At 72.4% G+C, this 11,990-nt stretch carries 10 protein-coding genes; 4 read left to right on the top strand and 6 right to left on the bottom strand.

Features of this window, described 5'->3' with window-relative positions; all coding sequences use genetic code 11:
• Positions 1 to 642: 642 nt before the first annotated feature.
• The 4 genes from AB0K60_RS18065 to AB0K60_RS18050 form a co-directional block, all read right to left on the bottom strand.
• Entirely contained in the window at positions 643 to 1,575 is a 933-nt protein-coding gene (locus AB0K60_RS18065) for a hydrogenase maturation protease (protein ID WP_364055539.1), read from the bottom strand.
• A gap of 40 nt (positions 1,576 to 1,615) precedes the next feature.
• Complete coding sequence (locus AB0K60_RS18060) at positions 1,616 to 3,223, bottom strand: nickel-dependent hydrogenase large subunit (RefSeq protein WP_364055536.1); 1,608 nt, start codon at positions 3,221 to 3,223, stop codon at positions 1,616 to 1,618.
• A gap of 181 nt (positions 3,224 to 3,404) precedes the next feature.
• The gene (locus AB0K60_RS18055; protein ID WP_364055533.1) at positions 3,405 to 4,376 is read right to left on the bottom strand and encodes a hydrogenase; all 972 of its coding nucleotides are present in this window, start codon (positions 4,374 to 4,376) and stop codon (positions 3,405 to 3,407) included.
• A 163-nt stretch (positions 4,377 to 4,539) separates the two neighbouring features.
• A complete protein-coding gene (locus AB0K60_RS18050; protein WP_364055530.1) occupies positions 4,540 to 5,076 on the bottom strand; it encodes a DUF1641 domain-containing protein in 537 nt (178 codons plus the stop codon).
• Positions 5,077 to 5,256: 180 nt separating this feature from the next.
• Here AB0K60_RS18050 and AB0K60_RS18045 point away from each other — a divergent pair, with 180 nt between their 5' ends.
• The 4 genes from AB0K60_RS18045 to hypB all read left to right on the top strand — a co-directional run bounded on the left by AB0K60_RS18045 (position 5,257) and on the right by hypB (position 7,738).
• On the top strand, positions 5,257 to 6,333 hold the full coding sequence (locus AB0K60_RS18045; protein WP_364055527.1) for an AraC family transcriptional regulator: 1,077 nt from the start codon (positions 5,257 to 5,259) through the stop codon (positions 6,331 to 6,333).
• A gap of 149 nt (positions 6,334 to 6,482) precedes the next feature.
• A complete protein-coding gene (locus AB0K60_RS18040; RefSeq protein WP_364055524.1) occupies positions 6,483 to 6,821 on the top strand; it encodes a hydrogenase maturation nickel metallochaperone HypA in 339 nt (112 codons plus the stop codon).
• Between the two features lie 36 nt (positions 6,822 to 6,857).
• Positions 6,858 to 6,986 (top strand): hypothetical protein, encoded by a 129-nt coding sequence (locus AB0K60_RS18035; protein WP_364055521.1) that lies wholly within the window; start codon positions 6,858 to 6,860, stop codon positions 6,984 to 6,986.
• Positions 6,983 to 7,738 carry a hydrogenase nickel incorporation protein HypB gene (hypB, locus tag AB0K60_RS18030; RefSeq protein ID WP_364055518.1) on the top strand — a complete coding sequence of 252 codons (756 nt, stop codon included), beginning with the start codon at positions 6,983 to 6,985 and terminating at the stop codon, positions 7,736 to 7,738. The genes AB0K60_RS18035 and hypB overlap by 4 nt, the downstream gene beginning before the upstream one ends.
• A 355-nt stretch (positions 7,739 to 8,093) precedes the next feature.
• On the opposite strand, the gene AB0K60_RS18025 is transcribed toward hypB, so the two are convergent.
• Positions 8,094 to 11,168 (bottom strand): FtsX-like permease family protein, encoded by a 3,075-nt coding sequence (locus AB0K60_RS18025; protein ID WP_364055515.1) that lies wholly within the window; start codon positions 11,166 to 11,168, stop codon positions 8,094 to 8,096.
• A complete protein-coding gene (locus AB0K60_RS18020; RefSeq protein ID WP_364055512.1) occupies positions 11,165 to 11,977 on the bottom strand; it encodes an ATP-binding cassette domain-containing protein in 813 nt (270 codons plus the stop codon). Before AB0K60_RS18020 ends, AB0K60_RS18025 begins: the two co-directional genes overlap by 4 nt.
• Between the last annotated feature and the right edge of the window lie 13 nt (positions 11,978 to 11,990).

Genomic DNA, 11,990 nt, shown 5'->3' with positions numbered 1-11,990 from the left:
GCGCTTGCGCGAGGCCATGCCGGTCGCGGCCCGGTCCCTTTCGTCCCGGAAAGGATTCGCCCGGCCATTCCACCGCCCTTCCGCCACCTCGCGGGGCCGGGAAGCGGTCCCGGTCCGCCGGAGGCGTTTCGCTGCCGGGCCCGGCCTCTTGGCTCGCCCTCTCCCATCGCGTTCGGCGCTTGCGCGAGGCCATGCCGGTCGCGGCCCGGTCCCTTTCGTCCCGGAAAGGATTCGCCCGGCCATTCCACCGCCCTTCCGCCACCTCGCGGGGGCCGAGAAGTGATCCCGGTCCGCCGGAGGCGTTTCGCTGCCGGGCCCGGCCTCTTGGCTCGCCCTCTCCCATCGCGTTCGGCGCTTGCGCGAGGCCACGCCGGTCGCGGCCCGGTCCCTTTCGTCCCGGAAAGGATTCGCCCGGCCATTCCACCGCCCTTCCGCCACCTCGCGGGGCCGGAAAGCGGTTCCCACGCACCCCGCCGGTCCCCGGAGACGGTACGCCTCGCCGTTCCACCACCCTTTCGCGACCCCGTAGGGACGGGCAGGCGGTCTCCGCGCGCCCCGCCGGTCCCGGGGAAGGTTCGCCTCTCCGTGCCACGACGCGCTTCGCCCCGGCGGAGGGCCGGGCGCAGGTTTCGGCGCGGTCCTTCATCGCGCGGAGCTTTCCGGGTCGAGGGGGATGCGCAGGGCGGTGTGGGCGTCGTCCCAGGTGGCGAGGCGGGTGCCGACGGGGGTGAGGTCGTCGAGGACGTCGCGGACCAGCACCTCGTGGTCACCGGACGGCAGGCGTGGGATGAGGGGCAGATCGCCCGGCCGGGGCGTGGTTCGGGGGATCAGCCACAGTTCGGAGCCTCTGCGGATCGCGGTGGCGGTGCCCGTGGGGAAGTGGCGGGTGGAGAGCCGGGCGCTCAAGCGCAGCCGGCCGTCCGGGGTGAACTCGACGCCGCGGTCGGCCCCCGCGTTGCCGAGGGGGGCCAGGAACTCCGCCTCGATGTGGGCGATCACCTGCTCCATGCCGCGCCGTACCGCCGGGGACAGCTCCGCCCCGGGGTCGGCGCGCTCGATCTCGATGAGGAAGATCGTGACATCTTGCGGGTATTCGTCCTTGAGCAGCCAGTCGGCGAACGCGAGGGCGTGGTCCCAGCGGAAGCTGTGGGTGTGCAGGCCGGAGAGCGGGGGAAGGTCGGCGACGGCGGGGCCCGGGACGCGGTAGACGGTCCCGGGCGCGGCGCCGGTGCGGGCGGCGTCGATCAGCACGACGCGGCCGGCGCCGCGCATGCGGAAGGCGACGTCCATGCCCGCGGTGCCGCCGTCGACGATCTGCGCGCCCTCCGGGATCCCGCGATCCCACAGGTGCCGGATGAGGATCGGCCCCACCCCGTCGTCGCCGCGCAGCAGGTTGCCGCAGCCCACCACGAGAACCCGGGTGCCGGACGCGCCCCCGACGCCCCCGACGCCCCCGCCGCTCGCCGCGCCGCCCGCGTGCGCGGCGGGCGCGGCGGCGTCCGGCCGCCGCTCGTCCGAAGACGTCGCGGCCGGCGCGTGCTCGCCCGGTTCGCGTCCCCGCTGGAGCCGCGGCATGCGATGCACCTCCCTCAAGGCACCTCCCTCAAGCCCGCCGTCAGACCATCCCGTTGATGACGAAGTTGCTCAGCTCGCGTCCCGTCTTCCCGTCGTAGGCGTGCACCGTGCACACCAGGCAGGAGTCGAAGCTGCGGGCGACGTGGCCGAGCTCGACCGGGTCCTCCTGGTCGACGATTCGCGCGCCCACCATCGCGCTCTCGATCGGGCCGAGCGCCCCCTCGCCGTCGCGCGGGCCGATGTTCCACGCGGTCGGAGTGATCACCTGATAGTTCTCGATCTTGCCGTCCTCGATGACGATCCAGTCCGACAGCGAGCCGCGCGCCGCCTCCGTCGAGCCGAAGCCGCGGCCGGAGGCGTGCTCGATTGGCTTGGTGTAGAAGCTGTCGTGCAGGTCGATCTGGTCAAGCCAGTTTCGCACCCATTTGTAGTACTTGGGCGCCTCGTGCATGCGGGCGAGCTGGCGTACCAGCACCGACGGACCGATCTTCCCGAGGATGTCGACGAACAGCGGGTCCTCGTCCTGGTACGGCGCGGCCCCGGGGGCCCCGGCGGCGATGCGGCGGGCGAGCGGCCCGGTCTCCAGCGGAATGTAGCCCATGCCCGGCACGTCGTAGCGCGGCGACTTGGCCCAGCTGTACTTGCCCTGGGCGCGTCCGGCCTCGGGGTCGATGGGCCGCGTCTCGCCCTCGAACGGGTGCAGCGGCTTGTCGCCGGAGTAGAACGAGTGCGTGATGTCCTCGCGGATCCGCTCCTGGTCGAACTCGTACCACTGGCCGCCCGCGTAGACGCCGGAGCGGCCGATCAGGGCGGCGTTGCGGCGCTCGATGGTGGGGTTCTCGTACTGGGACGGCTCGAAGTAGGTGCCGCTGGCCAGGTAGTTGCCGACGCCGCCGCCGTACTTGTCGAGGCCGATGTCGAGGGCGTACCGGATGAAGAACCCGCAGTCGCTGTTGCGGTGCGACTCGTTCTCGTCCACCCAGGCGAGCACGTCCTCCCAGGTGCGGTTCTCCAGCCAGCGGTCGATGGAGCAGCCGAGCCACTGCTTCTCCAGCCACTCGTCCTTCCAGTGCTCCAGGATCGCGATCGAGCGGGTGACGTCCGAGAGCGTCGGGGCGCACATGACGCCGCCGGGGACCATGAAGCTGGAGTGCGGCCACTGCCCGCCGAAGATCGCGTACACCTCGACGGGCTTGTTCGACAGCACCACGCCGGGGCCGTAGCTGGCGCCCGTGTACGGGGCGAAGCGGCGCACCGCCTCCTCGTACAGGGGGGACTTGGCGTAGTTCTTGTTGGTGAGGTCGATGGCGAACAGGGCGTAGAAGTAGCGCGGGATGCTCTGCAGGGTCTCGCACGCCTGGCAGATGTTGCGGATCAGCGTGGCGTTCTGCGGCATGTGGGTACGCCAGGCGACGTCGAGGGCGTACGCGGACTTGTACAGGTGGCTGCCGCCGCAGATGCCGCAGATGCGCGGGGTGACGATGAGTCCGGCCTGCGGGTCCTTGCCGCGCAGGATGATCTCGAAGCCGCGGAACATCGCGGCCTCGGTCCAGGCGGAGGTGACCACGCCGTCGTCAATCGTCACCCGCACGTCGAGGTCGCCCTCGACCCGGCCCAGCGGGCTGACGAACAGGTCGATCGCTGTCATCGACGCGTTCCTTTCTCATCCGGCGCGTTGGCGCGCCGTCTCACGTCTTCGGCCGCGTGTTCTCAAAGCCGCGGTTCGGGCCGGTGGGGCTGGGGGTCGGGTGTCTTGTGGACGCGTGTCGGATGCGGCGCGTGTCCGGTCAAGGCGGGTGGCCCGAAGCCGCGTGCTTGGAGGCCGCGTGTCAGACGACGAACATGTCTTCCTTGGACCACTGCGGCGCGGCGATCTGCGCCGCGGCGGCGTGGGCCATGTAGGTGAGGTGGTCGCTGCCCTCGGGAATCTCCTTCGGGATCGTGCCGCTGACCTTCTGCGTCTTGAACACGGTGCCGGGCGCGAGGTCGAAGAAGGGGAACTCCGGCTCGGTGCAGCCGATGCAGGGCATGCCGGCGCGGGTCTTGGACGACTGGCGGTTCCACAGGATGCGGTTGCACGGCGAGTGCGTCATCGGGCCGCGGCAGCCGAACTCGTAGAACAGGCAGCCGGTACGCGTGCCGTCGCCGAACGAGGGCGTGGACTGCTTGTACTCGAAGAACTGTACGCGGGTGCAGCCGGTCTGGGTGAAGGTCTTGAAGAACGTCTGCGGGCGGTGCAGCTCGTCCAGGGCGATGTCGCCGGCGCGGCCGGTGGCGAGGGCCACGATGACCTGGGTGATCCAGTCCGGGTGGGCCGGGCAGCCCGGAATGTTGATCACCGGCAGGCCCATCTTGGAGCGGAAGTCGGGGCCGAGGAAGCCGCCGCGCTCGCGCTTGTGGAACTGCAGGCCGGTGGAGCCGGACGGGTTGGGGTCCATCGCGGGGATGCCGCCCCAGCAGGCGCAGTCGCCGATCGCCACCACGATCTCGGCGGCGTTGGCGAGGTCGGTGACCCAGTCCTTCATCGGGCGGTCGGCGAAGACGTCGTAGCGGCCGGTGCCGTCGGGGCCTTCGATGACGGTGCCCTCGAAGACGAAGATGTCCAGCGGCCGACGGCCCTCGGCGCAGTCGCGGAACAGCTTCTGGGCGTTCGCGCCCAGTTCCAGGCCGAGCGAGGGGTGCCAGAGCAGGTCGAGGCCGAAATCGGTGATCAGGTCAACGACGTTGGGCTCCTCGGCGTTGAGGAACGACATCGTGTTGCCGCTGCAGGCCCCGCCTTGGAACCACAGCACTGATGACATGGGAACTCCTTGCCGGCGGATCGCCGTACCGCCTCCGCCGTGGCGGATGTCGTGGTACCGGTGTGGTGCGGACGATGCGTTGATCGGGGTCTTAAGCGTCGCGGGTCGCGGGGTGGGGTGGGATGGGGTGAGGTGGCCGCGGCGTTCTCGCGCCCATCGGGGGTCAGACGTCCTTGAGCTGGCGGCCGAACGCCTTGGCCACGTGGATCATGAAGTTGAGGCCGCGGGCGACGTCCTCGTCCTTGAGCGTGCGCATCAGGGCGAACACGCCCATCGGCTTGGCCGGCTCGTTCTTCGCGTGCTCGGCGCCGTCGATGATGGAACGCGCCATCGTCGAGGCGACCGCGACGGCGCGGGGGTCGGTCAGGTCGGAGCGGAACAGCGACTCCAGGCCGGGCGTCGCCTCGCTGATCGCGGCGGACAGGGTGCGCAGGCTCGCGGCCAGCTTCCCCAGGTCCACCGGCTCGCGGTCCTGGGAGGCGGCGGCCATCGCGCCGCGCAGGTCGCCCACGGTCTTGGCAAGGCCGCCGGTGATGGTGTCGCCTCTGCGTACCATGCCGTCCAGGCCGGTCACCAGGATGGCCAGCAGGTCGGCGTGCTCCAGCAGGTCGCACAGCGCCTGCGCGACCCGTGGATCTTCGAGCTTGGCCACGACCGCGTCTCCGGCGGAGGGCGCGACGAGGGTTGGGTCCAGGGTCACGGACGCCTCCCGACTGGTGATCAGTGAAAGTGAGCAAAATCTCAAAGACTTTCTGGGTCCGCCAATGTTAGGAACGTGTTACGCGCACTGGCTATCCCGTGGACGCACATACTGTCACGATTGCGAACGGTTGATGACATCAGGGCGAAGATCATGTGATCACGGGAAGGTGGCGGCCGCATGTCACGCCTGGCCAAGTTCGGTTTCATCGACGCCCGGCGTACGGTCAACCCGGTGCGGCCCCGCGCCCGCTCGCGCGGCATCCCCCGCGCCCTGGAGAGTCACGAGATCTTCTACACCGAGGACGTGGACGAGGCGTCGGAGCTGATCGGGCAGGCGCTGTCGCCGTGCCGGCTCACCCTGGTGGGGTTCGGGGCCAAGGGGTTCGCGGCGAGCATGCACGGGGTTCGGCTGCGGGACGTGTCGATGCTGTACCTGGATCTGCACGTGGCCGCCACGCTGGAATTCTTCGCGGCCGGGCGGTACGTGGGGGTGCACATGCCGATGAACGGCCGGGCGCTGTGCGACGACGACGGCCGCACCATCGAGGCGAACACCACGCGGGCGATCGTCACCTGCCCGGGGCAGCACATCGTGATGCGCTTCGACCACGACTCGCCGCAACTGATCATCCAGATCGGCGAGGAGGCGCTCAACGGCTACCTCACCCGGCTGCTCGGCCGTACGCTGACCCGGCCCATCGTCTTCCAGCCCCAGATGGACCTGATCACCGAGACGGCGGTGCGCTGGAACGGCGCGCTGCAGCTGCTCAACACCGAGATCTACCACAGCGGCTCGCTGGTGCAGCGCGGCCTCGGCATCGGCCCGCTGGAAGAGCTGATCATGAGCAGCCTGCTGTTCGTGCAGCCGTCCAACTACTACGAGCAGCTCGTCCGCCCCCAGGTCAAGCCGGTACGGCCCGCCGTGCGGCGCTCGCTCGACTTCATCGAGGCCAACCTCGCCGAGTCGATCACGATGGCGGACATCGCGCGGCACGCGAACATGAGCGTGCGCGCCATCCAGCAGGGCTTCCAGGCCGAGCTCGGCACCACGCCGATGAACTACCTGCGCGACCGGCGGCTGGAGCGGGCCCGCGAGGAGCTCCTCGACGCGATCCCCTCCGACGGCGTCACCGTCACGCAGATCGCCGAGCACTGGGGCTTCACCCACCTGAGCCACTTCGCGACCCTGTACCGCAAGCGGTGGGGCGAGTCGCCGTCCGACACGCTGCGCCGCGGCTCCGGCTCGCCGCCCTGACGCCCCGGTACGGCCCCCGGTACGGCCCCCGGTATGGCCCCGGTATGGCCCCCGGTATGGCCACGCCTTGCGGAGGGGGCGGGGTGGAACATCCGGCGGCCCACAAGGTAACGTCGGCGCGCACCCGCAAGGACGTGAGGGGGCCGGCCGTGCACGAACTGTCGATCTGCCGCTCGATCGCCGGCATCGTCGCCAAACACGTCGGCGACCGGCCGGTGCGGACGGTGAACGTCCGCGTCGGTCATCTGCGCCAGATCGTCCCCGACACCCTCGTCTACTGCTGGTCCCTGGTCGTCCAGGACACCCCGCTGGACGGGGCGGAGCTGCAGGTGGAGAGCATCCCGGCGCGGATCCGCTGCGACGAGTGCGACCACACCGAGACGCTGTCGGCGCCCGTGCTCCGCTGCGGAGGCTGCGGAGGCACGCGGGTGACGATCGTCGCGGGGGAGGAATTCCTGATCACCTCGCTGGAACTCGCGGAGGCATGAGCATGGGACGTTTCCACCGGCACGACGACCACACGCATGACCACCCGCACGATCACGTACACGATCACGTACACGATCACGGGCACGATCACGGGCACGATCACGGGCACGGAGAAGAGCACGGCCACGGACACGGGCACGAATTCGCCCACGACCGAAAGGTGACGCCTTCCTCGGTCATCGCGCTCGGAGCCGATATCGGCGCGGAAATCGGCGACCATTCCGGATACGAGACCGGAGCCGAACGGGTCAGCGTCCTGGAACGCATTTTCGGCGAGAACGAGCAGACGGCCGACGCCAACCGCGCCGATTTCGACGCCGCCGAGGTCACGGTCGTGAACCTGATGTCCTCGCCCGGCGCGGGAAAGACCACGCTGCTGCGCGAAACCCTGCGCCGGCTGCACGACCAGCACCGGATCGGCATCATCGAAGGCGACATCGAAACCAGCCTCGACGCCGACCGCCTCGAAGGGTTCGGCGCCGCGATCGCCCTGGTCAACACCGGAAACGGCTTCGGCGGCGAGTGTCATCTCGACGCCCCCATGGTCCGTTCCGCGCTCCCCCGGCTGCCTTTGCAGGAACTCGACCTCGTCGTCATCGAAAACGTCGGAAACCTCGTGTGCCCCGCCGAATTCGTGGTCGGCGAGCACGCCCGCGCCATGGTCTACTCCATCACCGAAGGCGAGGAGAAACCCCTCAAATACCCGGTGATGTTCCGCACGGCGGACCTGGTCGTCGTCAACAAAATCGACCTGCTCCCCCACCTCGACTTCGACCTCGACGCCTTTTACGCCAACCTCCGCGCGGTGAACCCCTCCGCCGCCACCATCGAGGTCAGCGCCAGAACCGGCCACGGCCTGGACGAATGGTGCGCCTGGCTGACCACCGTCGCCTCCCACGCCCGGGACGGCGCCTGACCACCGCGTTCCGCACGCACCGGACGAACACCACGGCCCCGCACTCGCGCGGTAGTTTGCGTGCCCGCACGCCCGGCCCGTGGCGCCGCTCGCATGGACGTCCGCGCGCCGACCAACCCGCCCGGCCTCGGGCAGCACATGTCGGTACGCCTTCACGCCCACCGAACCCCGGCCCGTGGCGCCGCTCGCATGGACATCCGCGCGCCAACCAGCCCGCCCGGCCTCGGGCAGCACATGGTCGGTACGCCTTCGCGCCCACCGAACCCCGGCCGCTGGGACGCATCCCCGTCTTCCCGACGCGTACCTGACGCGTGCCCGGGGCCTCCGAGATCCCGCTCTTCTCCCCGCCCCGCGATCAGGCGGGAGCCTGGCGCAACCGCTCCACGCGGATGCCGCGCAGCAGGATCTCGGCGGTGACCGTCGCCGCGAGCAGCGCCGCGAGCAGGGCGGCGCCGATGACGGCGGCGAGCGGCGCCAGGGCCGGCTCGTAGATCAGCGGCGGAGTGACCGGCTGCCGGACGAACTCGGGAATGTACGGCAGCGCCAGCCGCGCGGCCACGACCCCCGCCAGCATCCCGGCCACCGTCCCCGCCACGAGCGTGATGAGCTGCTCCAGCAGCAGCGCCACCCGCAGGGCGCTCGTGCGGGCCCCGGCCGCCCCCAGCGCGGACAGCTCGTACCGTCGCCGCCGGGCCGCGGTGTACAGGGCGAGCACCGCGCGGCCGAGCGCGAGCGCGGCGGCGGCGAGCGTCGCGGGCAGCAGCAGCATCAGCGCCAGGCCCGGGGCCTGAGTGCGGTAGCCGGCGACCAGGTCGGCCACCCGCCGCGGCTCCGGCGTGCGAATGCCCTGCGCGGCCAGCCCCTTCCGCACGGCCTCCAGGTGCCCCGGAGCCACCCACACCTGGAACGACACCCGGGGGTCGATCGACAACGCGACCCGATCGGCGCTCTCCAGGTCCACCACCGTGCCGACCTCGTCGTGGCCGGGCAGCGCGGCGGTGACCGCCACCGGGCGGCCCTTCACCAGGTACGCCTGATCGAGGCCGGGCGAGAAGTTCTTCACCAGCGGCCCGTTGGCGAGCACGGGCAGCGGGTCGGGGTAGGTGGCCGGCTCCGCCCTGAGCCCGCCGTACGCGGCCATGGACAGCGTGAGCCCCCGCTCGCCGGCCTCGGCGGTGCCCCGCCACCGGCCGGGGTCGGTGAATCCGGCGTCGAGGACGCGCCAGCGCCCCTGGTTGCGCACCTCGACGCGGGTGGCGAGGATGTCGAGCCGTACGTTGTCGGACGCGGGCTCGCCGGGCGCGAAGATGGAGACGTCGCCGCGGATCGCCCGCAGCTCGCACGGCGCGGTGTGGCAGCCCCGGGGCAGCGGCCACTCCGCCACCCGCCGGTCGGGGGCGCCGAGCGGAAGGGACGCCCCCTTCGGCGCGCCCGGCACGCGCAGGTCGAGGAACAGCCGCGCCCGCCAGTTCTCCGGCACCTCGACCGGCCGCAGCCGCAACCGGATCCGGTCGCCGCTGAAGCGGATCCTGGGGGCGGCGCCGACGCGCAGCTTCGCCGTCAGCTCGGCGAGCGGCGCGGCGGCCCACGCCGGATCCCAGTTCGCGACGTGGGCGAATCGCTCCGGATCCATCGCGATCATCTTCGGCGGGCCGGGCACGACGAGCACCGGCGCCGCGCCCCGGCCCGTCGGGTCGGCCCGCGCCACCGCCTCGGCGAGCCCGGCCGCGCCGCCGACGCTCTCGGCGTTGATCGTCAGTACGCTGTCGGCGCCGTTGTGCGCGCGGGCGACGCGTTCGAAGTTGCCCGACACCGTCGCCGAGGCCGCCGCCGCGAACGAGGCCATGCCGAACGCGGTCGCGAGCACGATCAGGCTCCCGGCGGTGGCGGGGCCCCGCGCGATCTGCCGCAGCGCCAGGAAGGCGCCGACGCCCCCGGCCCGCCGGGTCAGGCCGAACAGCCGGCGGGCGAGGAACGGCACGGCCCGGCAGGCGAGCAGCGCCACCGCGACCGCCAGCAGGCCGGGCACGGCCAGCGAACTCGCCCGCTGCCCGGATGCCTGCGTGATGACGCCCCCGTCGAGCAGTTCGAACAGCCCGATCCCGGTGACGGCGAGGACGATCGCGTCGGTCACCCAGCCGCGGGCCCGGCCGCGCGGCGTGCGCCGCCACTCCTCGGTGATCGGCCGCACGGCCATGGCCCGGGCCGCGACGGCGGCGGCCACCACCCCGCCGAGCGGCACCGCCGCGCCCGCCAGGACCGCGTCGGCGGTCAGCGTGACCGCCTGCGCCTGCGGCAGCATGCGGTCGGCCACGAACTGGGCGGCCCGCACGGCGAGCGCGAGCCCGGCGGCGAACGCGGCGGCCAGCAGCACCAGCGGCTCGGCGAGGCCGAACCGCCACACCCCCAGCCGTCCGTGCCCGCGCAGCCGGGCCAGGGCGATCTCCGGCCCCCGGGCGGTCACCAGGTCGCGGACGGTGAGGTAGAGCAGCAGCCAGCCGAGCGCGACCAGTTGCGCGATCACCAGCAGGGTCGGCACGCCCATGCCGTCGCCCTGCGCCCGCAGCTCGGCGAGCAGGTCGGGGATCTGGGAGAACACCAGCAGGTTCTCCGGCCCGAGGCGCTGGGTGAGCGCGTGGGCGGCCTCCAGCGCGGCGACGCCTCCGGCGGTGAACCGGGCCGGGTCGATCAGGACGATCGCGGTCGCGGTCCACGGGACGTTCCCGGGCGTCCGCGTCTCGCGGGCGGTCTCCGGGACGGTGAACAGCGGGTCGCCCCTGTCCTGGCCGAACCCCGCCGTCTGCGGGAACATGACGCGGCCGAACCAGAACGGGTCGTCGGCGCGTCCGGGCCGGTAGACGCCCACGACCCGCAGCCGGGCGAGCCGCGGCCGGTCGCCGCCGGTCCGCGGGACCTCGGTGAGGACGTTGAGCCGCACGGTCGAGCCGAGCCGGAATCCGCTCGCCTCGCTCACCATGATCTCCCGGCCGGCGGCCGGGCAGCGTCCGCGGATCAGCACGACGTGGTCGCACTGGCCGTCCTGCCAGATCAGCAGGTGGCTGCGCAGGCTCTCGCTCTCCGGGCCGACGATCTCCATGCCGTCGATGGGCGGCAGCAGGAACGGGGCGCTCGCGGCGAGTTCCGCGGCCGAGCCCGCCACCTGGCCGCCCTCGGAGGTGAGCCGCCAGCCGCGCCGCTCGACCGCGGCGCCGTCCTGGACGGCGCCGCGCCCCAGCGCCGTGGACGCCGCGTCGGCGAAGATCGGCCCGGCGGCGGCGCTCGCGACCGGCACCGTCGCCACGACGAGCACGAGCAGCGACAGCCACCGCCGCTCCCACAGCCCGCGCAGCGTCAGCCCGCCGCCCAGGGCGAGCCCCGCCACGGCGGCGCACAGCCGGGCCATCAAGGGGGCGATCACTTGCGCGATCACGGGTCCACCCGGCGCAGCGCGACCCCGTCCTCAAGGGCCTCCACCCGGACCCTGCTGCCCGCAGGCAGCAGCGCGTGGAACTCCGGCGGAAGCTGCACGGTCCCCTCGCGGCCGACGACCACGAGGTCCTCGCCCTGCCGCCCCTCCGCGCCGACCCGCCCGTCCCGGATGGTGACGGTACGGCCCAGCGCCCGGCTGACGGCCTCATCGTGGGTGACCGCGACGACGGTGGTCCCGTCCTCCGCGGCGGCCTGCCGGATCAGGTCGATGACGGCGCGCCCGGAGGCGGCGTCGAGCTGGCTGGTGGGCTCGTCGGCGAGGAGCAGCCGGGGCCGGTTGGCGAGCGCCACGGCGACGGCGAGCCGCTGCTGCTCGCCCCCGGACAGTCCCCCGGCGGGCCGGTTGACGCCGCCGAGCCCCACCCGTTCCAGCAGCTCGCGGGTTCGCCGCCGGTCGGCCCGCCGCGGCTGCCGGGCGAAGGCCACGTTCTGCGCCGGGGTGGCGTACGGGATGAGGTTGCGGGCCGGGTTCTGCAGCACCACGCCGATGTCGGTGGCGCGCATGCGGTCGAGCGCGGCCTGCGGCAGCCGGGAGACGTCGGCGCCGTGCAGCAGCAGCCGCCCGGCGCTCGGCCGCAGCAGCCCGGCCATCAGCCACAGCAGCGTGGACTTGCCCGCCCCGGACGGCCCGAGCAGCGCCACCGTCTCGCCCTGCTCGATCACCAGGTCCACGTCGCGCAGCGCGACGACCTCCAGCTCACGCGTCTTGTAGATCTGCACGACGCCGTGGCAGTGCACCGCCGCCGTCACCGGCCCGCCCCCT

The organism is Thermopolyspora sp. NPDC052614, assembly GCF_040678635.1.
Lineage (GTDB): Bacteria > Actinomycetota > Actinomycetes > Streptosporangiales > Streptosporangiaceae > Thermopolyspora.
This window is presented reverse-complemented; position numbering and strand designations above follow the sequence as displayed.

Excerpts from the sequence above, each read along its gene's own strand:
- AB0K60_RS18065 (WP_364055539.1), bottom strand. The coding sequence starts at position 1,575 with ATGCCGCGGCTCCAGCGGGGACGCGAACCGGGCGAGCACGCGCCGGCC.
- AB0K60_RS18060 (WP_364055536.1), bottom strand. The coding sequence starts at position 3,223 with ATGACAGCGATCGACCTGTTCGTCAGCCCGCTGGGCCGGGTCGAGGGC.
- AB0K60_RS18055 (WP_364055533.1), bottom strand. The coding sequence starts at position 4,376 with ATGTCATCAGTGCTGTGGTTCCAAGGCGGGGCCTGCAGCGGCAACACG.
- AB0K60_RS18045 (WP_364055527.1), top strand. The coding sequence starts at position 5,257 with ATGTCACGCCTGGCCAAGTTCGGTTTCATCGACGCCCGGCGTACGGTC.
- AB0K60_RS18035 (WP_364055521.1), top strand. The coding sequence starts at position 6,858 with ATGACCACCCGCACGATCACGTACACGATCACGTACACGATCACGGGC.